The 26,385-nt window shown below is 54.8% G+C and carries 30 protein-coding genes and 4 tRNA genes; all 34 read left to right on the forward strand.

The features are described 5' to 3' along the window. Positions 1-223: 223 nt before the first annotated feature. The 34 genes from birA to rpsN all read left to right on the forward strand — a co-directional run bounded on the left by birA (position 224) and on the right by rpsN (position 26,236). Complete coding sequence (birA, locus tag JFT63_RS23920) at positions 224-1,183, forward strand: bifunctional biotin--[acetyl-CoA-carboxylase] ligase/biotin operon repressor BirA (protein ID WP_198708155.1); 960 nt, start codon at positions 224-226, stop codon at positions 1,181-1,183. After that, positions 1,173-1,922: a pantothenate kinase gene (locus JFT63_RS23925; RefSeq protein WP_057704429.1), complete on the forward strand. Its 750-nt coding sequence runs from the start codon at positions 1,173-1,175 to the stop codon at positions 1,920-1,922. The genes birA and JFT63_RS23925 overlap by 11 nt, the downstream gene beginning before the upstream one ends. A 7-nt stretch (positions 1,923-1,929) precedes the next feature. After that, positions 1,930-2,376, forward strand: a complete 447-nt coding sequence (locus JFT63_RS23930) for a hypothetical protein (RefSeq protein ID WP_057704430.1) — start codon at positions 1,930-1,932, stop codon at positions 2,374-2,376. A 142-nt stretch (positions 2,377-2,518) separates the two neighbouring features. Next, positions 2,519-2,603: transfer RNA gene (locus JFT63_RS23935), tRNA-Tyr, on the forward strand. Positions 2,604-2,627: 24 nt separating this feature from the next. Then, positions 2,628-2,701, forward strand: a tRNA-Gly gene (locus JFT63_RS23940). 26 nt (positions 2,702-2,727) lie between these two features. Next, positions 2,728-2,803: transfer RNA gene (locus tag JFT63_RS23945), tRNA-Thr, on the forward strand. 162 nt (positions 2,804-2,965) lie between these two features. Next, positions 2,966-3,041, forward strand: a tRNA-Trp gene (locus JFT63_RS23950). 45 nt (positions 3,042-3,086) lie between these two features. Then, complete coding sequence (secE, locus tag JFT63_RS23955) at positions 3,087-3,455, forward strand: preprotein translocase subunit SecE (protein WP_003194658.1); 369 nt, start codon at positions 3,087-3,089, stop codon at positions 3,453-3,455. A 9-nt stretch (positions 3,456-3,464) separates the two neighbouring features. Further along, positions 3,465-3,998, forward strand: a complete 534-nt coding sequence (gene nusG / locus JFT63_RS23960; protein ID WP_003176436.1) for a transcription termination/antitermination protein NusG — start codon at positions 3,465-3,467, stop codon at positions 3,996-3,998. 117 nt (positions 3,999-4,115) lie between these two features. Next, positions 4,116-4,547: a 50S ribosomal protein L11 gene (rplK, locus tag JFT63_RS23965; protein ID WP_003176435.1), complete on the forward strand. Its 432-nt coding sequence runs from the start codon at positions 4,116-4,118 to the stop codon at positions 4,545-4,547. Beyond that, positions 4,547-5,242, forward strand: coding sequence for a 50S ribosomal protein L1 (gene rplA, locus JFT63_RS23970; RefSeq protein WP_003176434.1), 696 nt, complete (start codon positions 4,547-4,549; stop codon positions 5,240-5,242). Before rplK ends, rplA begins: the two co-directional genes overlap by 1 nt. Before the next feature lie 199 nt (positions 5,243-5,441). Next, complete coding sequence (gene rplJ / locus JFT63_RS23975) at positions 5,442-5,942, forward strand: 50S ribosomal protein L10 (protein ID WP_003232405.1); 501 nt, start codon at positions 5,442-5,444, stop codon at positions 5,940-5,942. 78 nt (positions 5,943-6,020) lie between these two features. Beyond that, a complete protein-coding gene (gene rplL, locus JFT63_RS23980; protein WP_005791984.1) occupies positions 6,021-6,386 on the forward strand; it encodes a 50S ribosomal protein L7/L12 in 366 nt (121 codons plus the stop codon). Positions 6,387-6,605: 219 nt separating this feature from the next. Beyond that, the gene (rpoB, locus tag JFT63_RS23985; RefSeq protein WP_019819139.1) at positions 6,606-10,679 is read left to right on the forward strand and encodes a DNA-directed RNA polymerase subunit beta; all 4,074 of its coding nucleotides are present in this window, start codon (positions 6,606-6,608) and stop codon (positions 10,677-10,679) included. A 64-nt stretch (positions 10,680-10,743) separates the two neighbouring features. Further along, the gene (rpoC, locus tag JFT63_RS23990; RefSeq protein WP_005791982.1) at positions 10,744-14,943 is read left to right on the forward strand and encodes a DNA-directed RNA polymerase subunit beta'; all 4,200 of its coding nucleotides are present in this window, start codon (positions 10,744-10,746) and stop codon (positions 14,941-14,943) included. 216 nt (positions 14,944-15,159) lie between these two features. Next, the gene (gene rpsL / locus JFT63_RS23995) at positions 15,160-15,531 is read left to right on the forward strand and encodes a 30S ribosomal protein S12 (protein ID WP_002555494.1); all 372 of its coding nucleotides are present in this window, start codon (positions 15,160-15,162) and stop codon (positions 15,529-15,531) included. A 116-nt stretch (positions 15,532-15,647) separates the two neighbouring features. Then, complete coding sequence (rpsG, locus tag JFT63_RS24000) at positions 15,648-16,118, forward strand: 30S ribosomal protein S7 (RefSeq protein ID WP_002555493.1); 471 nt, start codon at positions 15,648-15,650, stop codon at positions 16,116-16,118. A 30-nt stretch (positions 16,119-16,148) separates the two neighbouring features. Then, positions 16,149-18,254 carry an elongation factor G gene (fusA, locus tag JFT63_RS24005; RefSeq protein WP_003194651.1) on the forward strand — a complete coding sequence of 702 codons (2,106 nt, stop codon included), beginning with the start codon at positions 16,149-16,151 and terminating at the stop codon, positions 18,252-18,254. A gap of 30 nt (positions 18,255-18,284) precedes the next feature. Next, a complete protein-coding gene (tuf, locus tag JFT63_RS24010; protein ID WP_005791980.1) occupies positions 18,285-19,478 on the forward strand; it encodes an elongation factor Tu in 1,194 nt (397 codons plus the stop codon). Between the two features lie 158 nt (positions 19,479-19,636). Then, entirely contained in the window at positions 19,637-19,948 is a 312-nt protein-coding gene (gene rpsJ / locus JFT63_RS24015) for a 30S ribosomal protein S10 (protein ID WP_003186070.1), read from the forward strand. 81 nt (positions 19,949-20,029) lie between these two features. Further along, complete coding sequence (gene rplC, locus JFT63_RS24020; protein WP_003194649.1) at positions 20,030-20,665, forward strand: 50S ribosomal protein L3; 636 nt, start codon at positions 20,030-20,032, stop codon at positions 20,663-20,665. 12 nt (positions 20,666-20,677) lie between these two features. Then, positions 20,678-21,280 carry a 50S ribosomal protein L4 gene (gene rplD / locus JFT63_RS24025; RefSeq protein WP_003176424.1) on the forward strand — a complete coding sequence of 201 codons (603 nt, stop codon included), beginning with the start codon at positions 20,678-20,680 and terminating at the stop codon, positions 21,278-21,280. Then, positions 21,277-21,576 (forward strand): 50S ribosomal protein L23, encoded by a 300-nt coding sequence (rplW, locus tag JFT63_RS24030; RefSeq protein ID WP_002555488.1) that lies wholly within the window; start codon positions 21,277-21,279, stop codon positions 21,574-21,576. Before rplD ends, rplW begins: the two co-directional genes overlap by 4 nt. Positions 21,577-21,590: 14 nt before the next feature. Further along, positions 21,591-22,415: a 50S ribosomal protein L2 gene (gene rplB / locus JFT63_RS24035; protein WP_003186055.1), complete on the forward strand. Its 825-nt coding sequence runs from the start codon at positions 21,591-21,593 to the stop codon at positions 22,413-22,415. Positions 22,416-22,431: 16 nt separating this feature from the next. Further along, positions 22,432-22,707: a 30S ribosomal protein S19 gene (gene rpsS, locus JFT63_RS24040; RefSeq protein WP_002555486.1), complete on the forward strand. Its 276-nt coding sequence runs from the start codon at positions 22,432-22,434 to the stop codon at positions 22,705-22,707. An 11-nt stretch (positions 22,708-22,718) separates the two neighbouring features. Then, positions 22,719-23,051: a 50S ribosomal protein L22 gene (rplV, locus tag JFT63_RS24045; protein ID WP_003103908.1), complete on the forward strand. Its 333-nt coding sequence runs from the start codon at positions 22,719-22,721 to the stop codon at positions 23,049-23,051. Between the two features lie 13 nt (positions 23,052-23,064). After that, entirely contained in the window at positions 23,065-23,751 is a 687-nt protein-coding gene (rpsC, locus tag JFT63_RS24050) for a 30S ribosomal protein S3 (protein ID WP_003176422.1), read from the forward strand. Between the two features lie 12 nt (positions 23,752-23,763). Beyond that, positions 23,764-24,177: a 50S ribosomal protein L16 gene (gene rplP, locus JFT63_RS24055; RefSeq protein ID WP_003176421.1), complete on the forward strand. Its 414-nt coding sequence runs from the start codon at positions 23,764-23,766 to the stop codon at positions 24,175-24,177. Continuing rightward, positions 24,177-24,368, forward strand: coding sequence for a 50S ribosomal protein L29 (gene rpmC, locus JFT63_RS24060; protein WP_002555481.1), 192 nt, complete (start codon positions 24,177-24,179; stop codon positions 24,366-24,368). Before rplP ends, rpmC begins: the two co-directional genes overlap by 1 nt. Before the next feature lie 2 nt (positions 24,369-24,370). Continuing rightward, positions 24,371-24,637: a 30S ribosomal protein S17 gene (gene rpsQ / locus JFT63_RS24065; RefSeq protein ID WP_003194644.1), complete on the forward strand. Its 267-nt coding sequence runs from the start codon at positions 24,371-24,373 to the stop codon at positions 24,635-24,637. Between the two features lie 23 nt (positions 24,638-24,660). Then, positions 24,661-25,029 carry a 50S ribosomal protein L14 gene (rplN, locus tag JFT63_RS24070; RefSeq protein WP_002555479.1) on the forward strand — a complete coding sequence of 123 codons (369 nt, stop codon included), beginning with the start codon at positions 24,661-24,663 and terminating at the stop codon, positions 25,027-25,029. Positions 25,030-25,040: 11 nt separating this feature from the next. Then, entirely contained in the window at positions 25,041-25,355 is a 315-nt protein-coding gene (rplX, locus tag JFT63_RS24075; RefSeq protein WP_003176416.1) for a 50S ribosomal protein L24, read from the forward strand. Between the two features lie 22 nt (positions 25,356-25,377). Then, positions 25,378-25,917 (forward strand): 50S ribosomal protein L5, encoded by a 540-nt coding sequence (rplE, locus tag JFT63_RS24080; protein WP_003194642.1) that lies wholly within the window; start codon positions 25,378-25,380, stop codon positions 25,915-25,917. 13 nt (positions 25,918-25,930) lie between these two features. Next, a complete protein-coding gene (gene rpsN, locus JFT63_RS24085) occupies positions 25,931-26,236 on the forward strand; it encodes a 30S ribosomal protein S14 (RefSeq protein ID WP_003176414.1) in 306 nt (101 codons plus the stop codon). Positions 26,237-26,385: the final 149 nt, after the last annotated feature.

Genomic DNA, 26,385 nt, shown 5'->3' on the forward strand with positions numbered 1-26,385 from the left:
AGTGAAACGATGCATCGCCGATGGTAGTGTGGGGTTTCCCCATGTGAGAGTAGGTCATCGTCAAGATTAAATTCCGAAACCCCTGTTTGCTAACGCAAACAGGGGTTTTGTTTTGGGCGGTCGAAAAACCATCGCTCATGTCCCAAGTGCAAACGCCCCGCGTTTCTATGCAATGACCTTACGCATGGCTATTATGCGTGCCTCATTGTGAGGCGATATTTGCATGCTGATGTTGTTGAAACTACTGAAAGACGGTCGATTCCATTCTGGAGAAGCGCTTGGCGCCGCCCTGGGCGTCAGTCGCAGCGCTGTGTGGAAGCAGCTTCAGCATCTTGAGGCAGAGTTGGGGTTGCCCATTCATAAGGTCCGAGGTCGTGGGTATCAATTGGCTGCGCCATTGGTTTTCTTGAGTTCAGAGCAAATCTCCACGAATGCGGCCTCTTTAACCTGGCCTGTTCATATTTTCGATTCCATCGACTCCACTAACGCAGAAGCTTTACGGCTTGTTGACTCAGGCTGCGAAGCGCCCTTTGTCGTGCTGGCGGAGCAGCAGACTGCTGGCAGGGGAAGACGTGGTCGAAAATGGGTCAGTCCGTTTGCGCAGAATGTCTACTACAGCCTCGTACTGCGCATTGAAGGTGGTCTGCGACAGTTGGAGGGGTTGAGTCTCGTAGTTGGCTTGGCAGTTATGCAGGCGTTGCGTGAGTCCGGTGTACAGGGTGCGGCTTTGAAATGGCCGAACGACGTCTTGGTCGGCCGCAAGAAAATTTCTGGCATTTTGCTTGAGCTGGTGGGAGATCCTGCAGATATCTGTCACGTTGTCCTGGGGATAGGCATCAATGTGAATATGCAGAAAGCCGATGATGTGGATCAGCAGTGGACTTCGATGCAGCTCGAGACTGGTTCTGCTATTGATCGCAACCAGCTGGTGGCGCGTCTGGGGGGGCAATTGCAAAGCTATCTGGACCGACACAAGGCTGAGGGTTTTGCCGGGCTGCAAGATGAGTGGGAGCAGCATCACTTGTGGCAGGGCAAGCCTGTGTCACTCGTTGCGGGTGTCACCCAGATTGATGGGGTGGTGTTGGGTGTGGATCATCAGGGTGCGTTGCGTTTGGATGTCGACGGCATCGAGAAAATATACAGCGGCGGTGAGTTAAGCCTGAGGTTGCGTGATGATTCTTGAGCTCGACTGTGGAAACAGCTTCATCAAGTGGCGTGTGCTTGAGGCGAGTAATGCACGTATTAGCGCAGAAGGCGTGGTGGGCTCGGATGACGCTTTGATTGAAAGTCTAATAGCGCTTCCTGGTCTTCTGCTCACGCGTTGTCGGTTAGTGAGTGTTCGAGCGCTTGAGGAGACCGATAAGCTAGTAGCGGCATTGGTGGAGGCCTTTGGCGTTACCGTATCTTGTGCGGGTTCTGCGAGGGAAATGGCGGGGGTGCGCAATGGCTACGAAGAGTTTGAGCGGCTTGGGCTTGATCGTTGGTTGGCCATGCTGGGTGCATACAAGTTGGCGTCCGGCGCGTGCGTAGTGCTCGATTTCGGTACAGCGGCGACCGCAGACTTTATCGATGTTGATGGTCAGCACTTGGGTGGGTTTATTTGCCCTGGCTTGCCGCTTATGCGCAACCAGTTGCGAACCCATACGCGCAAGATACGTTATGACGACGCAGCGGCTGAGAGAGCCCTGGAGCGTCTCTCTCCTGGGCGGACGACCGTAGAGGCTGTCGAACGTGGTTGTACGCTTATGTTGAGAGGGTTCGTGTTGACCCAGCTTGAATTGGCGCGAGGCTATTGGGGTGAAGAATTCACTGTCTTCTTGACGGGTGGGGATGCCGACCTGGTCAGGGATGCTGCGCCTCAGGCTCGTTTGATCCCGGACCTTGTGTTTGTTGGTTTGGCAATGGCGTGTCCTTTGTCCTGAGGTGATTATGCGCTGGCTGTTTTTGCTTTTACTTGTCCTCAATGCTTTCTACTACGTCTGGCATCAGCAAGAGGCTCCGTTGCGTGCCAAGGACGTTACGCCATTGAGTCTTTATCGTGGGACGCAGCAAGATATTCGGCTCCTGAGTGAGTCTGCAGACACTGTGACCCGGCGTGATCGAGCAAGGGGAGCTGAAGCACAAAGCACCTGTCTGTACATTGGCGGCTTCTCCGATCGTCACCAGGCGCTCACTGTCGAGCAGCGGCTGATGAGCCTGGATATAAGGGTAAAGCTTCAATTGTTGAGCGCGCCTGAGGCCTCGGGTTACTGGTTGCGTGTAGCGCCTGAGAGTCGGCGCTTGGCTGATGATCTGCCGTTCGAAAGCCTTGCTAATGAATTCAATGAGTTAAAACATAAAATAATGCTGTGCGAAGGCATTGCAACTCTCGAATAGTTTGCATAGAATGGCGCCCGCTTCGCAGTGAAGAGCTTTAAAGACTTCAGTGCGAAACGAAGGTCAACGCAGCTAACCTCATATTTTTAATGAGAAAATGCTTGACAGAAGGCCGGCGTGATGTAGAATGCCGGCTCGCTTAGGAGGGGTTCCCGAGCGGCCAAAGGGATCAGACTGTAAATCTGACGTCTACGACTTCGAAGGTTCGAATCCTTCCCCCTCCACCATTTTTAGCGTGAGCTGCAAGCTCCGCGGGTATAGTTTAGTGGTAGAACCTCAGCCTTCCAAGCTGATGATGCGGGTTCGATTCCCGCTACCCGCTCCAAGTTTGCAGGTTGTGCGAGGTGTTTTGCTCTTGTAGCTCAGTTGGTAGAGCACACCCTTGGTAAGGGTGAGGTCAGCGGTTCAAATCCGCTCAAGAGCTCCATATAACAAGGCAGATATGAAAATATCTGCCTTTGTTTTAACAGCTGCCTCGGCTTGTATCGTGTTGTGTCTGGCTGTGATTGTCAGGTGATTTCAAGTCTGTTGGGGTTGGTTGTTGTAAAGTCTTTTTCAGGCCTGCATAATGGTCGGCCTGATTTGTTTTAGGTCAGTAGCTCAATTGGCAGAGCGACGGTCTCCAAAACCGTAGGTTGGGGGTTCGATTCCCTCCTGACCTGCCAGATTCACGTGGTGTGTCTGGCTTTCTTTTCACAGGATCTTCATAGATGACTCCTAAGGCTGAAGCTCAAAGCTCTCGTTTCGATCTGGTCAAGTGGCTCGCTGTAGTCGCCTTGGTGGTCGTAGGCGTTGTTGGCAATCAGTACTATTCTGCTTCGCCGATCCTGTACCGTGTTCTCGCATTGCTGGCCCTTGCTGCTGTAGCTGCCTTTGTAGGCCTGCAGACAGCTAAAGGCAAGTCTTTCGCGGTCCTGGTAAAGGAAGCTCGCACCGAAATTCGTAAAGTCGTTTGGCCGACTCGCCAAGAAACCACGCAGACCACATTGATTGTCGTGGCTGTTGTTCTGGTTATGGCGTTGCTGTTGTGGGGGCTCGATTCCCTGCTCGGCTGGCTTGTTTCCTTGATTGTTGGCTAAGGGTGTCCCGTGGCTAAGCGTTGGTACGTTGTGCATGCTTACTCGGGTTACGAGAAGCATGTTATGCGCTCTTTGCTGGAGCGCGTAAAGCTGGCAGGCATGGAAGATGGCTTCGGCGAAATTCTGGTTCCCACTGAAGAAGTGGTTGAAATGCGGAATGGCCAGAAGCGCAAGAGTGAGCGTAAGTTCTTCCCTGGCTACGTGCTGGTACAGATGGACATGAATGAAGGTACTTGGCACTTGGTCAAGGACACTCCTCGTGTCATGGGTTTCATTGGCGGTACCGCTGATAAGCCTGCTCCGATCACTGACAAAGAGGCGGAAGCAATTCTGCGTCGTGTTGCTGACGGTAGTGACAAGCCCAAGCCGAAGACGTTGTTCGAGCCGGGTGAGGTTGTTCGTGTTACCGATGGTCCTTTCGCTGATTTCAATGGCACCGTCGAAGAAGTTAACTACGAAAAGAGCCGGATCCAAGTGGCAGTGCTCATTTTCGGTCGCTCTACTCCGGTAGAGTTGGAGTTCAGCCAGGTCGAGAAGGTCTAGCTGAAAAAGCATCCCAACCCCACAGCCTTAGGCTGTGGGGTTTTGTCGTCACTGGGATAAACGCGCAAGTAACCGGGGAGCCTTTTTAGGCGTTTGAACCCGTAATTGGAGTGCCTCATGGCCAAGAAGATTACCGCTTACATCAAGCTGCAAGTGAAGGCCGCTCAGGCCAACCCTAGCCCACCCGTCGGTCCAGCTCTGGGTCAGCACGGCGTGAATATCATGGAATTCTGCAAGGCCTTCAACGCCCGTACTCAGGGTCTTGAGCCAGGTCTGCCGACTCCAGTGATCATCACTGTATACAGCGACCGTAGCTTCACTTTCGAAACCAAGTCGACCCCGGCTTCGGTTTTGTTGAAGAAAGCTGCTGGTCTGACTAGCGGTTCCGCTCGTCCGAACACCGTTAAGGTTGGCACCGTAACTCGTGCTCAGCTGGAAGAAATCGCGAAAACCAAAAACGCGGATCTGACTGCAGCTGATATGGATGCAGCCGTGCGTACCATCGCCGGTTCTGCTCGTAGCATGGGCCTTAACGTGGAGGGTGTGTAATGGCTAAGCTGACCAAGCGCCAAAAGGCTATCGCCGGCAAAATTGAAGCAGGCAAGTCTTACAACTTCGTAGACGCTGCTGCCCTGCTGACCGAGCTGTCGACTGTCAAGTTCAGCGAGTCTGTTGACGTTGCTGTGAACCTGGGTGTTGACCCACGTAAATCCGACCAGGTCGTTCGTAGCGCTACTGTGCTGCCACACGGTACTGGCAAGACTGTACGTGTTGCTGTCTTCACCCAAGGCCCGGCAGCTGAAGCTGCTCTGGCTGCCGGCGCTGATCGCGTTGGTATGGATGACCTGGCTGCCGAAATGAAAGGCGGCGACCTGAACTATGACGTCGTTATTGCTTCCCCGGATGCAATGCGCGTTGTAGGTCAGTTGGGTCAGATCCTGGGTCCACGCGGCCTGATGCCTAACCCTAAAGTCGGCACCGTAACGCCAGACGTAGCTACCGCGGTTAAAAACGCAAAGGCTGGTCAGGTTCGTTATCGCACCGACAAAAACGGCATCATTCACACCTCCGTTGGCAAAGTCGGCTTCGACGCCGTCAAGCTGAAGGAAAACGTTGAAGCTCTGATCGCTGATTTGAAGCGTATCAAGCCAGCTTCCTCGAAAGGTATCTACGTCAAGCGCGTTACCCTGAGCACCACTATGGGCCCAGGTCTGGTCATCGACCAAGGCTCGCTGGACGTATAAGACACAAGTTGGCGCAAGCGATTGCGCCAGTTGAAAGATTGGGGTCCCTGCCTGGCGGGGGCTATCCAAGACCGTAGGCGACGCAAGTCTTAAACCAACAAGCCTACGCAGATGGTGCTCCCGGTTCCTTACCGAATCAGACACCAAAACGACATCCGGCCTCGGCCAGATGAAACGGTAACAAGCAGGAGTTAAACCCGTGGCAATTAATCTCGAAGACAAGAAGGCCATCGTCGCTGAAGTCAACGAGGCTGCCAAAGCTGCTCTGTCCGCTGTCGTGGCTGATGCCCGTGGTGTGACAGTAGGCGCTATGACCGGACTCCGTAAAGAGGCTCGTGAAGCTGGCGTATACGTACGTGTTGTACGTAACACCCTGCTCAAGCGCGCCGTTGCTGACACTGAATACAGTGTTCTCAACGACGTGTTCACTGGCCCGACTCTGATCGCATTCTCCAAGGATCATCCGGGCGCTGCTGCCCGTTTGTTCAAAGAGTTCGCCAAGAGTCAGGATAAGTTCGAGATCAAGGCAGCTGCGTTCGAGGGCAAGTTCCTCGCAGCTAACCAAATCGACGTACTGGCAACACTGCCGACCCGCGACGAAGCCATTTCGCAGCTGATGAGCGTGATTCAAGGCGCTACCAGCAAGCTGGCTCGTACTCTGGCTGCAGTTCGCGAGCAAAAAGAAGCTGCCGCAGCCTAAGGCTGAGCAAATTCTCTCGCGTATTTTTGTTTATTTCGATGGCCGCGTAGGCCGTCCCCCAATTCAGGAAATACAGCAATGTCTATCTCCCAAGACGATATCCTCAACGCCGTAGCTGAAATGTCGGTTCTGCAGGTTGTTGAGCTGATCAAAGCTTTCGAAGAAAAATTCGGCGTTTCCGCTGCCGCTGCTTCCGCTGGCCCAGCTGCTGCTGCTGCCGTTGTTGAAGAGCAAACCGAATTCAACGTCATGCTGACCGAAGCTGGCGAGAAGAAAGTAAACGTGATCAAGGCAGTACGTGAACTGACCGGTCTGGGCCTGAAAGAAGCCAAGGCTGTAGTTGACGGCGCTCCTGCCATGGTTCTGGAAGCTGTTGCCAAAGACGCAGCTGACAAAGCCAAAGCTACTCTGGAAGAAGCAGGCGCTAAAGTCGAGCTGAAGTAAGCATCGACCTTGCGTCTCCAGCCCAAGCGTTAAGCTGAAGGCTGATGGCTGGTGGCTCTTGCCACCGGCCTTTTTCCGTTCTTGGCTGTCGACTCGGTCGCCGCCATTAACGCGCTGTAGCCACCCGAAGCGGTGGTGCAAACCATGGGGTTTGCAAGATTTTCTGGCTGCTCCCGTCGGAGGGGCCAAACAAGCAGGTGACCAAGCTGGGGAACGCTGATGGCTTACTCATATACTGAGAAAAAACGTATCCGCAAGGACTTTAGCAAGTTGCCGGACGTCATGGATGTCCCGTACCTTCTGGCTATCCAGCTGGATTCGTATCGTGAATTCTTGCAGGCGGGAGCGACCAAAGATCAGTTCCGCGACGTGGGCCTGCATGCGGCCTTCAAATCCGTTTTCCCGATCATCAGCTACTCCGGCAATGCTGCGCTGGAGTACGTCGGTTATCGCCTGGGCGAACCGGCATTTGATGTCAAAGAATGCGTGTTGCGTGGCGTTACGTACGCCGTACCTTTGCGGGTAAAAGTCCGTCTGATCATTTTCGACAAAGAATCGTCGAACAAAGCGATCAAGGACATCAAAGAGCAAGAAGTCTACATGGGCGAAATCCCATTGATGACTGAGAACGGTACCTTCGTTATCAACGGTACCGAGCGTGTAATCGTTTCCCAGCTGCACCGTTCCCCGGGCGTGTTCTTCGACCACGACCGCGGCAAGACGCACAGCTCCGGCAAACTCCTGTACTCCGCGCGGATCATTCCGTACCGCGGTTCGTGGTTGGACTTTGAGTTCGACCCGAAAGACTGCGTGTTCGTGCGTATCGACCGTCGTCGCAAGCTGCCGGCCTCGGTACTGCTGCGCGCGCTCGGCTATACCACTGAGCAAGTGCTGGACGCTTTCTATACCACCAACGTATTCAGCCTGAAGGATGAAACCCTCAAGCTGGAACTGATCGCTTCGCGTCTGCGTGGTGAAATTGCCGTACTGGACATCCAGGATGAAAAAGGCAAGGTCATCGTTGAGGCTGGCCGTCGTATCACTGCGCGCCACATCAACCAGATCGAAAAAGCCGGTATCAAAGAGCTGGAAGTGCCTCTGGACTACGTTCTGGGTCGCACTACCGCCAAGGTCATCGTTCACCCGGCTACAGGCGAAATCCTGGCTGAGTGCAACACCGAGCTGAACACCGAGATCCTGGCCAAAATCGCCAAGGCCCAGGTTGTTCGCATCGAGACCCTGTACACCAACGATATCGACTGCGGTCCGTTCATCTCCGACACACTGAAGATCGACTCCACCAGCAACCAATTGGAAGCGCTGGTCGAGATCTATCGCATGATGCGTCCTGGTGAGCCACCAACCAAAGACGCTGCCGAAACCCTGTTCAACAACCTGTTCTTCAGCCCTGAGCGCTATGACCTGTCTGCGGTCGGCCGGATGAAGTTCAACCGTCGTATCGGTCGTACCGAGATCGAAGGTTCGGGCGTGCTGTGCAAGGAAGACATCGTTGCGGTACTGAAGACCCTGGTCGACATCCGTAACGGCAAAGGCATCGTCGATGACATCGACCACTTGGGTAACCGTCGTGTTCGCTGCGTAGGCGAAATGGCCGAGAACCAGTTCCGTGTTGGCCTGGTGCGTGTTGAGCGTGCGGTCAAAGAACGTTTGTCGATGGCTGAAAGCGAAGGCCTGATGCCGCAAGACCTGATCAACGCCAAGCCAGTGGCTGCGGCGGTGAAAGAGTTCTTCGGTTCCAGCCAGCTTTCGCAGTTCATGGACCAGAACAACCCGCTCTCCGAGATCACCCACAAGCGCCGTGTTTCTGCACTGGGCCCGGGCGGTCTGACCCGTGAGCGTGCAGGCTTTGAAGTTCGTGACGTACACCCGACGCACTACGGTCGTGTTTGCCCGATCGAAACGCCGGAAGGTCCGAACATCGGTCTGATCAACTCCCTGGCCGCTTATGCGCGCACCAACCAGTACGGCTTCCTCGAAAGCCCGTACCGTGTGGTGAAAGACGCTCTGGTCACCGACGAGATCGTGTTCCTGTCCGCCATCGAAGAAGCTGATCACGTGATCGCTCAGGCTTCGGCCACGATGAACGACAAGAAAGTCCTGATCGACGAGCTGGTAGCTGTTCGTCACTTGAACGAGTTCACCGTCAAGGCGCCGGAAGACGTCACCTTGATGGACGTTTCTCCGAAGCAGGTAGTGTCGGTTGCAGCGTCGCTGATCCCGTTCCTGGAACACGATGACGCCAACCGTGCGTTGATGGGTTCCAACATGCAGCGTCAAGCTGTACCGACCCTGCGTGCTGACAAGCCGCTGGTAGGTACCGGCATGGAGCGCAACGTAGCCCGTGACTCCGGCGTTTGCGTCGTGGCTCGTCGTGGCGGCGTGATCGACTCCGTTGATGCCAGCCGTATCGTGGTTCGTGTTGCCGATGACGAAGTAGAAACTGGCGAAGCCGGTGTCGACATCTACAACCTGACCAAATACACCCGCTCGAACCAGAACACCTGCATCAACCAGCGTCCGCTGGTGAGCAAGGGTGATCGCGTTCAGCGTAGCGACATCATGGCCGACGGCCCGTCCACCGACATGGGTGAGCTGGCTCTGGGTCAGAACATGCGCATCGCGTTCATGGCATGGAACGGCTTCAACTTCGAAGACTCCATCTGCCTCTCCGAGCGTGTGGTTCAAGAAGACCGCTTCACCACGATCCACATCCAGGAACTGACCTGTGTGGCACGTGATACCAAGCTTGGGCCAGAGGAAATCACTGCAGACATCCCGAACGTGGGTGAAGCTGCACTGAACAAGCTGGACGAAGCCGGTATCGTTTACGTAGGTGCTGAAGTTGGCGCTGGCGACATCCTGGTCGGTAAGGTCACTCCGAAAGGCGAGACCCAACTGACGCCGGAAGAGAAGCTGCTGCGTGCCATCTTCGGTGAAAAAGCCAGCGACGTTAAAGACACTTCCCTGCGTGTACCTACCGGTACCAAGGGTACTGTCATCGACGTACAGGTCTTCACCCGTGACGGCGTTGAGCGTGATGCTCGTGCACTGTCCATCGAGAAGACCCAGCTCGACGAGATCCGCAAGGACCTGAACGAAGAGTTCCGTATCGTTGAAGGCGCGACCTTCGAACGTCTGCGTTCCGCTCTGGTAGGCCACAAGGCTGAAGGCGGCGCAGGTCTGAAGAAAGGTCAGGACATCACCGACGAAATTCTCGACGGTCTTGAGCACGGCCAGTGGTTCAAACTGCGCATGGCTGAAGACGCTCTGAACGAGCAGCTTGAGAAGGCCCAGGCCTATATCGTTGATCGCCGCCGTCTGCTGGACGACAAGTTCGAAGACAAGAAGCGCAAACTGCAGCAGGGCGATGACCTGGCTCCAGGCGTGCTGAAAATCGTCAAGGTTTACCTGGCAATCCGTCGCCGCATCCAGCCGGGCGACAAGATGGCCGGTCGTCACGGTAACAAGGGTGTGGTCTCCGTGATCATGCCGGTTGAAGACATGCCGCACGATGCCAATGGCACCCCGGTCGACGTCGTCCTCAACCCGTTGGGCGTACCTTCGCGTATGAACGTTGGTCAGATCCTTGAAACCCACCTGGGCCTCGCGGCCAAAGGTCTGGGCGAGAAGATCAACCGTATGATCGAAGAGCAGCGCAAGGTCGCAGACCTGCGCAAGTTCCTGCACGAGATCTACAACGAGATCGGCGGTCGCAACGAAGAGCTGGACACCTTCTCCGACCAGGAAATCCTGGATCTGGCGAAGAACCTGCGCGGCGGCGTTCCAATGGCTACCCCGGTGTTCGACGGTGCCAAGGAAAGCGAAATCAAGGCCATGCTGAAACTGGCAGACCTGCCGGAAAGCGGCCAGATGCAGCTGTTCGACGGCCGTACCGGCAACAAGTTTGAGCGCCCGGTTACTGTTGGCTACATGTACATGCTGAAGCTGAACCACTTGGTAGACGACAAGATGCACGCTCGTTCTACCGGTTCGTACAGCCTGGTTACCCAGCAGCCGCTGGGTGGTAAGGCTCAGTTCGGTGGTCAGCGTTTCGGGGAGATGGAGGTCTGGGCACTGGAAGCATACGGTGCTGCATACACTCTGCAAGAAATGCTCACAGTGAAGTCGGACGATGTGAACGGTCGTACCAAGATGTACAAAAACATCGTGGACGGCGATCACCGTATGGAGCCGGGCATGCCCGAGTCCTTCAACGTGTTGATCAAAGAAATTCGTTCCCTCGGCATCGATATCGATCTGGAAACCGAATAACACGTGACGCGAATCGAGAGCGTGGCCGTTTGGCCCGCTCTCTGCTCCGCCAGGAGGAAAGGCCTTGAAAGACCTACTGAATTTGCTGAAAAACCAGGGTCAAGTCGAAGAGTTCGACGCCATCCGTATTGGATTGGCATCGCCTGAGATGATCCGTTCGTGGTCGTTCGGTGAAGTTAAAAAGCCGGAAACCATCAACTACCGTACGTTCAAACCTGAGCGTGACGGCCTGTTCTGCGCCAAGATCTTTGGCCCGGTAAAGGATTACGAGTGCCTGTGCGGTAAGTACAAGCGCTTGAAGCACCGTGGTGTGATCTGCGAGAAGTGCGGCGTTGAAGTTGCGCTGGCCAAGGTTCGTCGTGAGCGCATGGCGCACATCGAACTGGCTTCGCCGGTTGCCCACATCTGGTTCCTGAAATCGCTGCCGTCCCGTATCGGCTTGCTGATGGACATGACCCTGCGTGATATCGAACGTGTTCTCTACTTCGAGAGCTATGTCGTTATCGATCCAGGCATGACCACCCTTGAAAAGGGTCAGCTGCTGAACGACGAGCAGTACTTCGAAGCGCTGGAAGAGTTCGGTGACGATTTCGATGCCCGCATGGGTGCCGAAGCTGTCCGCGAGCTGCTGCACGCTATCGACCTGGAACACGAGATTGGTCGTCTGCGCGAAGAAATTCCGCAAACCAACTCCGAAACCAAGATCAAGAAACTGTCCAAGCGTCTGAAGTTGATGGAAGCCTTCCAGGGTTCCGGCAACTTGCCAGAGTGGATGGTGCTGACCGTTCTGCCGGTTCTGCCGCCAGACCTGCGTCCGCTGGTGCCGTTGGACGGTGGTCGTTTCGCGACGTCCGACCTCAACGACCTGTACCGCCGCGTGATCAACCGTAACAACCGCTTGAAGCGCCTGCTTGATCTGTCCGCTCCGGACATCATCGTGCGCAACGAAAAGCGTATGTTGCAGGAAGCTGTGGATGCCTTGCTCGACAACGGTCGTCGTGGTCGCGCTATCACCGGTTCCAACAAGCGCCCTCTGAAATCCCTGGCTGACATGATCAAGGGTAAGCAAGGTCGTTTCCGTCAGAACTTGCTCGGTAAGCGTGTTGACTACTCCGGTCGTTCGGTAATTACCGTAGGCCCGACCCTGCGTCTGCACCAGTGCGGTCTGCCCAAGAAGATGGCACTTGAGCTGTTCAAGCCATTCATCTTCGGCAAGCTGGAAATGCGTGGTCTGGCGACCACCATCAAAGCAGCCAAGAAAATGGTCGAGCGCGAACTGCCCGAAGTTTGGGACGTTCTCGCCGAAGTGATTCGCGAACACCCGGTTCTCCTCAACCGTGCACCGACCCTTCACCGTCTGGGTATCCAGGCGTTTGAACCAGTACTGATCGAAGGTAAGGCTATCCAGCTGCATCCTCTGGTCTGTGCCGCGTACAACGCCGACTTCGACGGCGACCAAATGGCCGTGCACGTACCGCTGACACTGGAAGCCCAGTTGGAAGCGCGTGCGTTGATGATGTCGACCAACAACATTCTGTCGCCAGCCAACGGTGAGCCAATCATCGTTCCGTCGCAGGACGTTGTATTGGGTCTGTACTACATGACTCGTGAAGCGATCAACGCCAAAGGCGAAGGTCGTGTGTTCGCTGACCTGCAAGAAGTTGACCGTGTGTTCCGTGCCGGCGAAGCCGCACTGCACGCCAAGGTCAAAGTGCGGATCAACGAAACCGTCAACGACCGTGACGGCGGCAGCGTGAGCAACACCCGTATCGTCGACACCACTGTCGGCCGTGCGCTGTTGTACCAGGTTGTGCCAAAAGGTCTGTCGTACGACGTCGTCAACCTGCCGATGAAGAAAAAGGCGATCTCCAAGCTGATCAACCAGTGCTACCGCGTGGTTGGTTTGAAAGAGACCGTTATCTTCGCTGACCAGTTGATGTACACAGGTTTCGCTTACTCGACTATCTCCGGCGTCTCCATCGGCGTTAACGACTTCGTTATCCCGGATGAAAAAGCTCGCATCATCAGTGCTGCTACTGACGAAGTGAAAGAGATCGAGAGCCAGTACGCCTCCGGCCTGGTAACTCAGGGCGAGAAGTACAACAAGGTGATCGACCTTTGGTCCAAGGCGAACGACGAAGTTTCCAAGGCGATGATGGCCAACCTCTCGAAAGAGAAAGTCATCGACCGTCACGGCGACGAAGTTGACCAGGAGTCCTTCAACTCGATGTACATGATGGCCGACTCGGGCGCACGGGGTTCTGCTGCGCAGATCCGTCAGCTCGCCGGTATGCGTGGCCTGATGGCCAAGCCGGATGGTTCCATCATCGAAACGCCGATCACTGCGAACTTCCGTGAAGGTTTGAGCGTACTTCAGTACTTCATCTCTACTCACGGTGCTCGTAAGGGTCTTGCGGATACCGCGTTGAAAACCGCTAACTCCGGTTACCTGACTCGTCGTCTGGTAGACGTTGCACAAGATCTGGTTGTAACCGAGATCGATTGCGGCACCGAGCACGGCCTGCTGATGACTCCGCACATTGAAGGCGGTGACGTTGTAGAGCCGCTGGGTGAGCGCGTATTGGGTCGTGTTATTGCCCGTGACGTATTCAAGCCAGGTACCGAGGAAGTTATCGTTCCTGCCGGTACCCTGGTGGATGAGAAGTGGGTCGAGTTCATCGAACTCAACAGCATCGACGAAGTGATCGTTCGCTCGCCGATCAGCTGCGAAACCCGCTACGGCATCTGCGCCAAGTGCTACGGCCGTGACTTGGCTCGTGGTCACCAGGTGAACATCGGTGAAGCGGTCGGCGTTATCGCTGCCCAGTCCATCGGTGAGCCGGGTACCCAGCTGACCATGCGTACGTTCCACATCGGTGGTGCGGCAAGCCGGACCTCCGCAGCCGACAGTGTTCAGGTTAAGAATGGCGGTACCGTCCGTCTGCATAACCTCAAGCACGTTGAGCGAGTGGATGGCCACCTGGTTGCTGTGTCCCGTTCCGGTGAGCTGGCAATCGCTGATGACTACGGTCGTGAGCGCGAGCGTTACAAGCTGCCGTACGGTGCTGTGATTTCGGTTAAAGAAGGTGACAAGGTCGACGCTGGCGCAATCGTGGCCAAGTGGGATCCGCACACTCACCCAATTGTTACCGAAATGAAAGGTACCGTGACCTACGTGGGCATGGAAGAAGGCATCACGATCAAGCGTCAGACTGACGAATTGACCGGTATGACCAACATTGAAGTACTCGACGCCAAAGATCGTCCAGCTGCCGGCAAAGACATCCGTCCTGCCGTGAAGATGGTCGACGACAACGGCAAGGACCTGTTGCTGCCAGGCACTGACGTAATCGCTCAGTACTTCCTGCCAGCCAACGCCCTGGTCGGTGTAGCGGATGGTGCGAAGATCGCGATCGGTGATGTTATCGCGCGTATCCCGCAAGAAACTTCGAAGACCCGTGACATCACCGGTGGTCTGCCGCGTGTTGCCGACTTGTTCGAAGCTCGTCGTCCGAAAGAAGCGTCGATTCTGGCTGAAGTCAGCGGCACCATCGCGTTCGGTAAAGAGACCAAGGGCAAGCGCCGTCTGGTCATTACCCCGAACGACGGTAGCGATCCGTATGAAGAGCTGATTCCGAAGTGGCGTCACCTGAACGTGTTCGAAGGCGAACAGGTAAACCGCGGCGAAGTTATCTCCGACGGCCCGAGCGATCCACACGACATCCTGCGTCTGCTGGGTGTGAGTGCGCTGGCCAAGTACATCGTTAACGAGATCCAGGACGTTTACCGTCTGCAGGGCGTGAAGATCAACGACAAGCACATCGAGACCATCCTGCGTCAGATGCTGCGTAAAGTTGAAATCGCTGAATCCGGCGATTCCAGTTTCATCAAGGGCGACCAGATGGAACTGACTCACGTACTGGTAGAAAACGAGCGCCTGGCGAACGAAGAGAAATTTGTCTCCAAGTTCACTCGCGTGTTGCTCGGTATCACCAAGGCGTCGTTGTCCACTGAGTCGTTCATCTCGGCGGCCTCCTTCCAGGAGACCACTCGCGTGCTGACCGAAGCAGCGGTAACCGGCAAGCGCGATTACCTGCGCGGCCTGAAAGAAAACGTAGTCGTGGGTCGTCTGATCCCGGCGGGTACCGGTTTGGCTTATCACAGCGAGCGTAAGCGTCGCCGTGATGCTGACAAGCCGCTGCGCGTAAGCGCCAGTGAAGTGGAAGCTGCACTGACCGAAGCGCTGAACTCAAGCGGTAACTGAGTTCTGCGATAGATGAGTCTGGGCCCTGACACTCCCGTTCGTCGGATCGAGGCATTTTTGCCCCGCTTCGACGCGAGGGGAGGTCGGGGCCTTGCCTTGACTGGGGACAAGATCCTCTTTAGACTCTTGTACCCCTAAATTTGGCGGGAATTCGTTCCTGCCATTTTGCTTTTCTTGCAAGACAATAGCGTCGCAAGACAACAGTGGAGCTAGTAGATGGCAACTATCAACCAGCTGGTACGTCAGCCGCGTAAGCGTATCGTCGAGAAATCCGACGTACCTGCGCTGCAGAACTGCCCGCAACGTCGTGGCGTATGCACCCGTGTGTATACCACCACGCCGAAAAAACCTAACTCGGCACTGCGTAAAGTATGCCGTGTGCGTCTGACCAACGGTTTCGAGGTTTCCTCGTACATCGGCGGTGAAGGCCACAACCTGCAAGAGCACAGCGTGGTACTGATCCGTGGCGGTCGTGTAAAAGACTTGCCAGGCGTTCGTTATCACACCGTACGTGGCTCCTTGGATACTTCCGGCGTTAAAGGTCGTAACCAGGGTCGTTCGAAGTACGGTACCAAGAAGCCTAAGTAGTAGGCTTTTTGTAAACCTGAATCATCTTATTTTCTGAGTCGATAAGAGTAAGGTCGGAGGCGTCCCGAAAGGGCACCGATTCCGAGCGAACCTGAAGACCGTTTGAGGGCTTATCCATGCCAAGAAGACGCGTAGCAGCCAAGCGCGAAGTGCTTGACGATCCAAAATACGGAAGCCAAATTCTGGCCAAGTTCATGAACCACGTGATGGAAAGCGGCAAGAAAGCCGTTGCCGAGCGTATCGTTTATGGCGCGCTGGAAAAGGTTAAAGAACGCAAGAACAGCGACCCCCTGGAAATCTTCGAGAAAGCTCTCGACGCCATCGCTCCGCTGGTCGAAGTGAAGTCGCGCCGTGTAGGCGGTGCTACTTACCAGGTTCCGGTTGAAGTTCGCCCGTCCCGTCGTAACGCTCTGGCAATGCGCTGGTTGGTAGACTTCGCCCGTAAGCGCGGCGAGAAGTCTATGGCTCTGCGTTTGGCCGGCGAACTGTTGGACGCTGCTGAAGGTAAAGGTGCTGCTGTTAAGAAGCGTGAAGACGTGCACCGTATGGCTGAAGCCAACAAAGCTTTCTCGCACTACCGCTTCTAATTTTAGCTTCACTAATTTTGCGAGGGCTTTATGGCTCGTACTACTCCGATTAGCCGCTACCGTAACATCGGTATCGTCGCTCACGTGGATGCTGGTAAAACCACCACCACCGAGCGCGTACTGTTTTACACCGGCAAAAGTCACAAAATGGGCGAGGTGCATGACGGCGCCGCGACCACAGACTGGATGGTTCAGGAGCAGGAGCGTGGTATTACCATTACTTCTGCTGCTATTACCGCCTTCTGGAAAGGTTCCGAGAAGCAGTACAAAGACGAGCATCGCTTCAACGTAATCGATACCCCGGGCCACGTAGACTTCACCATTGAAGTTGAGCGTTCCCTGCGCGTACTCGACGGCGCTGTCGTTGTGTTCTGCGGCACCTCGGGTGTTGAGCCTCAGTCGGAAACCGTATGGCGTCAAGCCAACAAGTACGGCGTTCCACGTCTTGTTTATGTAAACAAGATGGACCGTGCTGGTGCCAACTTCCTGCGCGTGATCGGTCAGATCAAGCAGCGTCTGGGTCACACTCCGGTGCCTATCCAGTTGGCTATCGGTTCCGAAGACAATTTCCAGGGTCAGATCGATCTGATCAACATGGAAGCTGTTTACTGGAATGATTCCGACAAAGGTATGGTTCCTGTTCGCAAGCCTATCCCTGAAGAGCTTCAGGAGCTGGCTGACGAGTGGCGCAACAACATGGTTGAGGCTGCAGCCGAAGCCAGCGAAGAGCTGATGAACAAATACCTCGAAGGTGAAGAACTCACCAACGTGGAAATCAAGGCCGCTCTGCGTCAGCGTACTATCGCTGGTGAGATCGTCTTGGCTGTTTGCGGTTCCTCGTTCAAGAACAAGGGTGTTCCCCTGGTTCTCGACGCCGTTATCGACTACCTGCCTGCTCCAACCGACATTCCTGCTATCAAGGGTTCCAACCCTGATAACGAGGAAGAAGAGATGGAGCGTCATGCTGACGACAACGAGCCGTTCTCGGCTCTGGCGTTCAAGATCGCTACCGACCCATTCGTGGGTACTTTGACCTTCGTCCGCGTTTACTCGGGCGTGTTGGCCTCCGGCGACGGCGTGATCAACTCGGTTAAAGGCAAGAAAGAGCGCGTGGGTCGTATGGTGCAAATGCACGCAAACGCCCGTGAAGAGATCAAGGAAGTACGCGCTGGTGACATCGCGGCCCTGATCGGCATGAAGGACGTCACCACTGGTGAAACTTTGTGCGACGCTGCCAAGCCAATCATCCTGGTTCGCATGGACTTCCCGGAGCCGGTTATCTCGGTTGCCGTAGAGCCTAAAACCAAGGATGACCAGGAAAAAATGGGTATCGCTCTGGGCAAGCTTGCTCAGGAAGATCCATCTTTCCGCGTCAAAACTGATGAAGAGACTGGTCAAACGATCATCTCTGGCATGGGCGAGCTGCACCTGGACATCCTGGTTGACCGGATGCGCCGTGAGTTCAACGTCGAAGCCAACATCGGTAAGCCTCAGGTTTCCTATCGTGAGCGCATCACGAAGAACTGCGAAATCGAAGGCAAGTTCGTTCGTCAATCCGGCGGTCGTGGTCAGTTCGGTCACTGCTGGATCCGTTTTGCTCCTGCTGACGAAGGTCAGGAAGGTCTGCAATTCGTGAACGAAGTAGTAGGTGGTGTTGTTCCTAAGGAATACATCCCTGCTATCCAGAAGGGTATCGAAGAGCAGATGAAGAACGGTGTTGTTGCCGGCTATCCGCTGATCGGCCTGAAAGCAACCGTTTTTGACGGTTCTTACCACGACGTCGACTCCAACGAGATGGCGTTTAAGGTGGCTGCTTCCATGGCAACCAAGCAACTGGCCCAGAAGGGCGGTGGTGAGTTGCTTGAGCCAATCATGGCGGTAGAAGTTGTTACACCTGAAGACTATATGGGTGATGTCATGGGCGACCTTAACCGTCGTCGCGGCATGATCTTGGGTATGGAAGACACGGTTTCCGGCAAAGTGATTCGCGCCGAGGTTCCGTTGGGTGAGATGTTCGGTTATGCGACCGACGTTCGCTCCATGTCCCAGGGTCGCGCAAGCTACTCTATGGAATTCAAAAAATACAACACAGCTCCGGCGCACATCGCTGAAACTGTATCCAAAAAACAAGGCTGATTCAGTCCTTTAGGCAAGGAGTTAATTGTCGTGGCTAAAGAAAAATTTGATCGTTCCCTACCGCACGTAAACGTTGGCACCATCGGCCACGTTGACCACGGTAAAACCACTCTGACCGCTGCTCTGACTCGCGTCTGCTCCGAAGTTTTCGGTTCGGCTCGTGTTGACTTCGACAAGATCGACAGCGCACCAGAAGAAAAAGCTCGTGGTATCACCATCAACACCGCGCACGTTGAGTACAACTCGACTATTCGTCACTACGCTCACGTTGACTGCCCAGGTCACGCTGACTATGTGAAGAACATGATCACTGGTGCTGCCCAGATGGACGGCGCGATCCTGGTTTGCTCGGCCGCTGATGGTCCGATGCCACAAACCCGTGAGCACATCCTGCTGTCCCGCCAGGTTGGCGTTCCGTACATCGTGGTTTTCCTGAACAAGGCTGACCTGGTAGACGACGCTGAGCTGCTGGAACTGGTTGAGATGGAAGTGCGCGATCTGCTGAGCACTTACGACTTCCCAGGTGACGACACTCCGATCATCATCGGTTCTGCTCGTATGGCTCTGGAAGGCAATGACGAAAACGAAATGGGCACCACTGCCGTTCGTAAACTGGTTGAAACTCTGGACAGCTACATCCCAGAACCAGTTCGTCTGACCGACAAGCCGTTCCTGATGCCAATCGAAGACGTATTCTCGATCTCTGGTCGCGGTACTGTTGTGACTGGTCGTATCGAGCGCGGTATCGTTCGCGTTCAGGATCCACTGGAAATCGTTGGTCTGCGTGACACTACTGTCACCACCTGCACCGGTGTTGAAATGTTCCGCAAACTGCTCGACGAAGGTCGTGCTGGCGAGAACTGCGGCGTTCTGCTGCGTGGTACCAAGCGTGACGACGTTGAGCGTGGCCAGGTTCTGGTTAAGCCAGGTTCGGTCAAGCCGCACACCAAGTTCACCGCAGAAGTTTACGTTCTGAGCAAAGAAGAAGGCGGCCGTCATACTCCGTTCTTCAAGGGCTACCGTCCACAGTTCTACTTCCGTACTACTGACGTGACCGGTAACTGCGAATTGCCAGAAGGCGTTGAAATGGTAATGCCAGGTGACAACATTCAAATGACTGTTACCCTGATCAAAACCATCGCAATGGAAGACGGTCTGCGCTTCGCAATCCGTGAAGGCGGCCGTACCGTTGGTGCTGGCGTTGTAGCTAAAATCATCGAGTAATCTCTCTTTCGAGTGAGCTTTGATGTTTTGAGAAGGCCCCCGCTTAGCGGGGGCCTTTTTTATTGGGTTGACACCTATCTAGGGCGTCTATAGAATTGCGCCTCCTTTTAACGGGCGTATTGCGCCCGGTGGGAATAGCAGCCGGAGTCTGAAATCCAATGCAAAATCAGCAAATCCGTATCAGGTTGAAGGCTTTTGACCATCGCCTGATCGACCAATCCACCCAGGAAATCGTGGAAACCGCGAAACGTACTGGTGCTCAAGTGCGTGGTCCAATTCCACTGCCTACCCGTAAAGAGCGGTTCACCGTTCTGGTCTCCCCGCACGTCAACAAAGACGCGCGTGACCAGTACGAGATCCGTACTCATAAGCGCGTACTGGACATCGTCCAGCCAACGGATAAAACCGTTGATGCACTTATGAAGCTCGATCTGGCGGCCGGTGTGGAAGTACAGATCAGCCTCGGCTAAGACTTGGGTCTTAGTCGTGTAACGCTCTGAAATGGGCGGCCATAGCGGGTGAAAGCCCCGTACACTCATGAGGTTTACAACATGACTATTGGTGTAGTCGGTCGTAAATGCGGTATGACCCGTATTTTCACCGAAGAAGGTGTCTCCATTCCGGTCACGGTCATTGAGATCGAACCGAATCGCGTCACCCAGTTCAAAACTGAAGAAACCGATGGCTATCGTGCAGTGCAAGTCACTGTCGGCGAGCGTCGTGCTTCGCGCGTGACTGCTGCTCAAGCAGGTCACTTCGCTAAAGCAAACGTTGCAGCTGGTCGTACTGTTATGGAGTTCCGTCTTGAAGACGGCGACTACCAGGCTGGCGATCTGATCAACGCTGAAATCTTCGCCGCTGGTCAACTGGTTGATGTAACCGGTCAGTCCAAGGGTAAAGGCTTCCAGGGTACGATCAAGCGTTGGAATTTCCGTGGTCAAGACAACACTCACGGTAACTCCGTTTCCCACCGCGTCCCGGGCTCTATTGGCCAGTGCCAGACTCCTGGTCGTGTATTCAAGGGCAAAAAAATGTCCGGTCATATGGGCGCTGAGCGCGTGACCGTGCAGTCCCTCGAAGTAGTGCGCGTCGACGCTGAACGCAATCTGTTGTTGGTCAAGGGTGCTGTTCCTGGCGCTACTGGCGGCAACCTGGTTGTACGTCCAGCGGCCAAGGCTCGCGGTTAAGGGGAAGCTGACATGCAATTAAATGTAAATGACGCTCAAGCGATCGAAGTTTCCGAACTGACATTTGGCGGCGAATTCAACGAGACGCTCGTTCACCAAGCAGTCGTGGCCTACATGGCCGGCGGCCGTCAAGGTAGCAAGCAGCAAAAGACCCGTTCCGACGTACGTGGTGGCGGTAAGCGCCCTTGGCGTCAGAAAGGCACTGGCCGTGCTCGTGCCGGTACTATCCGTAGCCCAATCTGGCGTGGCGGCGGTACCACTTTCGCAGCTCGTCCACAGGATCACTCTCAGAAGCTCAACAAGAAGATGTACCGCGCAGCTCTGCGCTCCATCCTTGCTGAACTCGTGCGTACTGATCGTCTGGTCGTGGTTCAGGACTTCGCTGTTGAAAGTCCAAAAACCAAAGATCTGCTGGGCAAACTGAACAACATGAGCCTGACCGATGTTTTGATCGTGTCTGAAGCTGTTGATCAGAACCTGTACCTGGCTGCTCGCAACCTGCCACACGTTGATGTCCGTGACGTGCAAGGTTCCGATCCAGTTAGTCTGATCGCATACGACAAGGTGTTGATCACCGTGTCGGCCGTGAAGAAATTCGAGGAGCTGCTGGGATGAACCAGGAACGCGTATTTAAAGTTCTGCTTGGCCCGCACGTTTCCGAAAAGGCTACGGTTCTGGCTGACAAGAAAGGCCAGTTCGTTTTCAAGGTTGCAACTGACGCAACCAAGCTGGAAATCAAGAAGGCCGTCGAAAGCCTGTTCAGCGTGAAAGTAGAGCGTGTTACTACCCTGAATGTTCTGGGTAAGAGCAAGCGCACTGCTCGCGGTCTGGGCAAGCGTAATGACTGGAAGAAGGCAGTTATCTCCCTTCAGCCAGGCCAAGATCTCGATTTCAGCAGCAGTGCTGAGTAAGGAAGGGGTGCATCATGGCAATCGTTAAATGCAAACCGACTTCCCCTGGCCGCCGTTTTGTGGTCAAGGTGGTCAACCAGGAGCTGCATAAAGGCGCTCCTCACGCACCGCTGCTCGAGAAAAAATCGAAGTCTGGTGGTCGTAACAACAATGGTCGCATTACCACTCGTCACATCGGTGGTGGCCATAAGCAGCATTATCGTCTGGTCGATTTCCGTCGCAACGACAAAGATGGCATCGCTGCCACTGTCGAGCGTATTGAATACGATCCAAACCGTACTGCTCACATCGCTCTGCTGCTGTACGCAGATGGCGAGCGTCGCTACATCATCGCCCCTAAAGGCGTAAGTGCTGGCGACCAGCTGATCGCAGGTGCTTTGGCACCGATCAAGCCGGGCAATGCTCTGCAACTGCGTAACATTCCAGTTGGTAGCACCGTACACGGCATCGAATTGAAGCCAGGTAAAGGCGCGCAAATCGCTCGTTCCGCTGGTGCTTCGGCTCAGCTGATCGCTCGTGAAGGTGTCTACGTGACCCTGCGTCTGCGTTCTGGTGAGATGCGTAAAGTACTGGCTGAATGCCGTGCGACCCTGGGCGAAGTCTCGAACTCCGAGCACAGCCTGCGTTCGTTGGGTAAAGCTGGTGCCAAACGCTGGCGTGGCGTTCGCCCAACCGTTCGTGGTGTTGCCATGAACCCGGTTGACCACCCACACGGTGGTGGTGAAGGTCGTACCTCTGGTGGTCGTCATCCGGTATCGCCATGGGGCTTCCCGACTAAGGGCGCGAAGACTCGTGGTAATAAGCGTACCGACAAAATGATCGTCCGTCGTCGCAAGTAAATAGAGGGATACGACAGTGCCACGTTCTCTGAAAAAAGGTCCTTTTATTGATCTTCACCTACTGAAGAAGATCGAAGTGGCGGCGGAAAAGAACGATCGCAAACCAGTTAAAACCTGGTCGCGTCGTTCGATGATCCTGCCACAAATGGTCGGTCTGACCATCGCAGTACACAACGGTCGTCAACACGTCCCAGTTCTCGTTAACGAAGACATGGTCGGCCACAAACTGGGCGAGTTCGCCGGTACCCGCACTTATCGTGGGCACGTGGCAGACAAGAAAGCCAAGCGTTAAGGGGTTAGGAAATGGAAGTAGCCGCTAAGTTGTCGGGCGCTCGAATCTCCGCCCAGAAAGCCCGCTTGGTCGCCGACCAGATCCGCGGGAAGAAGGTGGGCGAAGCGCTCAACCTGTTGGCTTTCAGCAGTAAGAAAGCCGCCGAGATCATGAAGAAAGTGCTGGAGTCGGCCGTAGCCAACGCCGAGCATAACGAAGGCGCAGACGTTGATGACCTGAAGGTCAGCACCGTTTTCGTCAACGAAGGGCGTTCGCTGAAGCGCATCATGCCGCGTGCCAAAGGCCGTGCTGATCGCATCGTCAAGCGGTCTTGCCATATCACTGTCAAGGTTGCTGACAAGTAACGGAGTCGAAGAGATGGGTCAGAAAGTACATCCCATTGGCATTCGCCTGGGAATCGTCAAGGAGCACACCTCCGTCTGGTACGCAGACGGTCGGACTTATGCGGACTATTTGTTCGCTGATCTGAAGGTGCGTGAGTATCTCCAAGACAAACTAAAAAGCGCGTCCGTAAGCCGTATCGATATCCATCGTCCGGCCCAAACTGCACGTATCACCATCCACACCGCTCGTCCAGGTATCGTTATCGGGAAGAAAGGTGAAGATGTTGAGAAACTGCGTCAGGACCTGACCAAGCAAATGGGTGTGCCTGTGCACATCAATATCGAAGAGATCCGCAAGCCGGAGCTCGACGGTATGCTGGTTGCGCAGAGCGTAGCTCAGCAGCTGGAGCGTCGCGTAATGTTCCGTCGCGCTATGAAGCGCGCCGTACAGAACGCCATGCGCATTGGTGCCAAAGGCATCAAAATCCAAGTGAGCGGTCGTCTCGGCGGTGCTGAAATCGCACGTACTGAATGGTATCGCGAAGGTCGTGTGCCACTGCACACCCTGCGTGCCGACATCGACTATGCCAACTACGAAGCTCACACCACTTACGGTGTGATCGGTGTAAAGGTTTGGATCTTCAAAGGCGAAGTAATTGGTGGTCGCCAAGAAGAACTGAAACCACAAGCACCAGCGCCTCGTAAAAAAGCTGCTAAGTAAGGGGTACGCCAAATGTTGCAACCTAAGCGTACGAAGTTCCGCAAGCAGATGACAGGCCACAACCGTGGTCTGGCTCAGCGCGGTAGCAAAGTCAGCTTCGGCGAGTTCGCGCTGAAGTCTGTAGCTCGTGGTCGTCTCACCGCTCGTCAGATCGAGTCAGCGCGTCGTGCTCTGACCCGTCACGTAAAACGTGGCGGCAAGATCTGGATCCGTGTATTCCCGGACAAGCCGATCTCCAAAAAACCTCTCGAGGTTCGGATGGGTAAAGGTAAGGGTAACGTGGAATACTGGGTAGCCCAGATTCAGCCAGGCAAAGTCCTGTATGAAATCGAGGGTGTTTCTGAAGAGCTGGCGCGTGAGGCTTTCGCCCTGGCTGCTGCAAAGCTGCCGCTCGCCACCTCCTTTGTTAAACGGACGGTGATGTGATGAAAGCGAATGAACTTCGTGAAAAATCCGCACAGCAGCTGAACGAGCAACTGCTCGGCCTGCTGCGCGACCAGTTCAATCTGCGTATGCAGAAAGCAACTGGCCAGTTGGGGCAGTCTCATCTGCTCTCGCAAGTTAAGCGTGACATCGCTCGCGTGAAGACTGTGCTCAACCAGCAGGCAGGTAAGTGATCATGGCTGAAGCCGAAAAGACTGTCCGTACGCTGACTGGCCGTGTTGTCAGCGACAAGATGGACAAAACCATCACCGTTTTGATCGAGCGTCGCGTTAAGCACCCGATCTACGGTAAATATGTTAAGCGTTCGACTAAGCTGCACGCGCACGACGAAACCAATCAGTGCCACATCGGCGACAAAGTCACTATTCGTGAAACTCGTCCGATGGCCAAGACCAAGTCTTGGGCACTGGTTGATGTTCTCGAACGCGCTGTGGAAGTCTAAGGACTAGGGGTCGGAGAAATTATATGATTCAGACTCAATCCATGCTCGATGTGGCCGATAACAGCGGCGCTCGCCGTGTTATGTGCATCAAGGTGCTGGGTGGCTCCCATCGTCGTTACGCTGGTATCGGTGACATCATCAAAGTTACCGTGAAGGAAGCAATTCCTCGCGGTAAAGTGAAAAAAGGCCAAGTGATGACTGCTGTTGTAGTCCGCACTCGTCACGGCGTACGTCGTGCTGATGGCTCCATTATCCGCTTTGATGGCAACGCTGCTGTTCTTCTGAACAACAAGCAAGAGCCGATCGGCACCCGTATCTTTGGGCCAGTGACCCGTGAACTTCGTACTGAGAAGTTCATGAAGATCGTCTCGCTCGCCCCAGAAGTGCTGTAAGGAGATCCGACATGCAAAAGATTCGTCGTGACGACGAGATCATCGTGATCGCCGGCAAAGACAAAGGTAAGCGCGGTAAGGTGCTTAAGGTTCTCGCTAATAACCGTCTGGTTATCGGTGGTCTGAACCTGGTCAAGCGTCATACCAAGCCTAACCCGATGTCGGGCGTGCAGGGCGGTATCGTCGAGAAAGAGGCTCCGCTGGATGCTTCTAACGTCGCCATCTTCAACGGCGAAACCAACAAGGCTGACCGCGTTGGTTTCAAAGTAGAAGACGGTAAGAAAATTCGTGTCTTCAAGTCGACCCAAAAAGCGGTTGATGCTTGAACACTGCTAGGTAGATTAGACCATGGCACGACTACAAGAGATTTACCGGAAGGAAATCGCCCCTAAGCTTAAGGAAGAACTTAAGCTCGGGAACGTGATGGAAGTTCCGCGCGTCACCAAAATCACCCTGAACATGGGTCTGGGCGAAGCGATCGGCGACAAAAAAGTCATCGAGCACGCTGTTGCCGACCTGGAAAAGATCACCGGTCAAAAAGTCGTTGTGACTTACGCTCGGAAATCCATCGCTGGCTTTAAAGTCCGTGAAGGTTGGCCGATCGGCGTCAAAGTGACTCTGCGCCGTGAGCGTATGTACGAATTCCTGGATCGTCTGCTGTCGATCTCCCTGCCTCGGGTCCGCGACTTCCGCGGCCTGAATGCCAAGTCCTTCGATGGTCGTGGTAACTACAGCATGGGCGTTAAAGAGCAGATCATCTTCCCGGAAATCGACTACGACAAGATCGATGCTCTCCGCGGTCTGGACATCACCCTGACCACCACTGCCAAGAACGATGATGAAGGCCGCGCTCTGCTGCGTGCGTTCAAATTCCCGTTCCGCAACTGATTGGAGTAGGACCATGGCCAAGATGAGCATGAAAAACCGCGAGCTGAAGCGTCAGCTCACGGTTGCCAAGTACGCCAAGAAGCGTGCAGCACTGAAAGCAATCATCGTTGATCTGAACGCAAGTCCAGAAGCGCGTTGGGAAGCTACAGTTGCTCTGCAGAAGCAGCCACGTGACGCAAGCGCTTCGCGCATGCGTAACCGCTGCCGCCTGACCGGTCGTCCACACGGCGTTTACCGCAAGTTCGGCCTTGGCCGTAACAAACTGCGTGAAGCGGCAATGCGTGGTGACGTACCAGGTCTGGTTAAAGCCAGCTGGTAAGTACTTTCAACGTCCAGGTGGTCGGAATCGCAAGATACTGACCGCCGGTGACCTTGAATCTGGATCAAGCCCCTTTTGGGGCTTGTTTCATTTCTGGAGTATGTCTAAAATACGCGGCTCGCCTGAGCCCGTGTTTTTTGTGCTCGGAG

The sequence above is a fragment of the Pseudomonas sp. MF7453 genome (assembly GCF_016405455.1).
GTDB lineage: Bacteria > Pseudomonadota > Gammaproteobacteria > Pseudomonadales > Pseudomonadaceae > Aquipseudomonas > Aquipseudomonas paralactis.

Excerpts from the sequence above, each read along its gene's own strand:
- rpsL (WP_002555494.1), top strand. The coding sequence starts at position 15,160 with ATGGCAACTATCAACCAGCTGGTACGTCAGCCGCGTAAGCGTATCGTC.
- rplA (WP_003176434.1), top strand. The coding sequence starts at position 4,547 with ATGGCTAAGCTGACCAAGCGCCAAAAGGCTATCGCCGGCAAAATTGAA.
- rpoB (WP_019819139.1), top strand. The coding sequence starts at position 6,606 with ATGGCTTACTCATATACTGAGAAAAAACGTATCCGCAAGGACTTTAGC.
- rplP (WP_003176421.1), top strand. The coding sequence starts at position 23,764 with ATGTTGCAACCTAAGCGTACGAAGTTCCGCAAGCAGATGACAGGCCAC.
- rplD (WP_003176424.1), top strand. The coding sequence starts at position 20,678 with ATGCAATTAAATGTAAATGACGCTCAAGCGATCGAAGTTTCCGAACTG.
- secE (WP_003194658.1), top strand. The coding sequence starts at position 3,087 with ATGACTCCTAAGGCTGAAGCTCAAAGCTCTCGTTTCGATCTGGTCAAG.
- rpsC (WP_003176422.1), top strand. The coding sequence starts at position 23,065 with ATGGGTCAGAAAGTACATCCCATTGGCATTCGCCTGGGAATCGTCAAG.
- rplK (WP_003176435.1), top strand. The coding sequence starts at position 4,116 with ATGGCCAAGAAGATTACCGCTTACATCAAGCTGCAAGTGAAGGCCGCT.
- birA (WP_198708155.1), top strand. The coding sequence starts at position 224 with ATGCTGATGTTGTTGAAACTACTGAAAGACGGTCGATTCCATTCTGGA.
- rplL (WP_005791984.1), top strand. The coding sequence starts at position 6,021 with ATGTCTATCTCCCAAGACGATATCCTCAACGCCGTAGCTGAAATGTCG.
- rpmC (WP_002555481.1), top strand. The coding sequence starts at position 24,177 with ATGAAAGCGAATGAACTTCGTGAAAAATCCGCACAGCAGCTGAACGAG.
- rpsQ (WP_003194644.1), top strand. The coding sequence starts at position 24,371 with ATGGCTGAAGCCGAAAAGACTGTCCGTACGCTGACTGGCCGTGTTGTC.
- JFT63_RS23925 (WP_057704429.1), top strand. The coding sequence starts at position 1,173 with ATGATTCTTGAGCTCGACTGTGGAAACAGCTTCATCAAGTGGCGTGTG.
- rplW (WP_002555488.1), top strand. The coding sequence starts at position 21,277 with ATGAACCAGGAACGCGTATTTAAAGTTCTGCTTGGCCCGCACGTTTCC.
- rpsG (WP_002555493.1), top strand. The coding sequence starts at position 15,648 with ATGCCAAGAAGACGCGTAGCAGCCAAGCGCGAAGTGCTTGACGATCCA.
- rplE (WP_003194642.1), top strand. The coding sequence starts at position 25,378 with ATGGCACGACTACAAGAGATTTACCGGAAGGAAATCGCCCCTAAGCTT.
- rplN (WP_002555479.1), top strand. The coding sequence starts at position 24,661 with ATGATTCAGACTCAATCCATGCTCGATGTGGCCGATAACAGCGGCGCT.
- rplC (WP_003194649.1), top strand. The coding sequence starts at position 20,030 with ATGACTATTGGTGTAGTCGGTCGTAAATGCGGTATGACCCGTATTTTC.
- rplV (WP_003103908.1), top strand. The coding sequence starts at position 22,719 with ATGGAAGTAGCCGCTAAGTTGTCGGGCGCTCGAATCTCCGCCCAGAAA.
- rpsN (WP_003176414.1), top strand. The coding sequence starts at position 25,931 with ATGGCCAAGATGAGCATGAAAAACCGCGAGCTGAAGCGTCAGCTCACG.
- rplX (WP_003176416.1), top strand. The coding sequence starts at position 25,041 with ATGCAAAAGATTCGTCGTGACGACGAGATCATCGTGATCGCCGGCAAA.
- fusA (WP_003194651.1), top strand. The coding sequence starts at position 16,149 with ATGGCTCGTACTACTCCGATTAGCCGCTACCGTAACATCGGTATCGTC.
- rplB (WP_003186055.1), top strand. The coding sequence starts at position 21,591 with ATGGCAATCGTTAAATGCAAACCGACTTCCCCTGGCCGCCGTTTTGTG.
- JFT63_RS23930 (WP_057704430.1), top strand. The coding sequence starts at position 1,930 with ATGCGCTGGCTGTTTTTGCTTTTACTTGTCCTCAATGCTTTCTACTAC.
- rpsJ (WP_003186070.1), top strand. The coding sequence starts at position 19,637 with ATGCAAAATCAGCAAATCCGTATCAGGTTGAAGGCTTTTGACCATCGC.